This window comes from Pseudomonas sp. SIMBA_041 (genome assembly GCF_046535095.1).
GTDB lineage: Bacteria > Pseudomonadota > Gammaproteobacteria > Pseudomonadales > Pseudomonadaceae > Aquipseudomonas > Aquipseudomonas mucoides.
In genome coordinates this window covers 1-258 of sequence record NZ_JAWRXJ010000533.1, presented here as the reverse complement: position 1 = coordinate 258, position 258 = coordinate 1, and the positions used below count along the sequence as shown (strand labels likewise).

The 258-nt window shown below is 39.5% G+C and carries 1 protein-coding gene; it reads right to left on the bottom strand.

Going from position 1 to position 258, the window contains the following annotated elements; genetic code table 11:
* Positions 1–167 precede the first annotated feature (167 nt).
* Positions 168–254: a hydroxyisourate hydrolase gene (locus SB725_RS32235; RefSeq protein WP_410923559.1), complete on the bottom strand. Its 87-nt coding sequence runs from the start codon at positions 252–254 to the stop codon at positions 168–170.
* Positions 255–258: the final 4 nt, after the last annotated feature.

Here is a 258-nt window from a genome sequence, read left to right as displayed (position 1 = left end):
GATAACATGAAACCAGCGGAAAAATAAACTCAACCATTCGAGAAGATAGGCGCCCATGTAATAAATGTCCTTTAATATGACAGTGTCTTATAAAATGTCTTGGTAATTTCTTTTGATAGTATTTTTTGCAAGCTAATAACCAAGCAGAGAGCTAAACAGCACCAAAGCTACGATCCGCGATAGGTGCTATAACCGTGCGCACTAAGCAGAAGCGGTACGTGATAATGACTGGCATCGTTTACTACAAAGTCGATAACC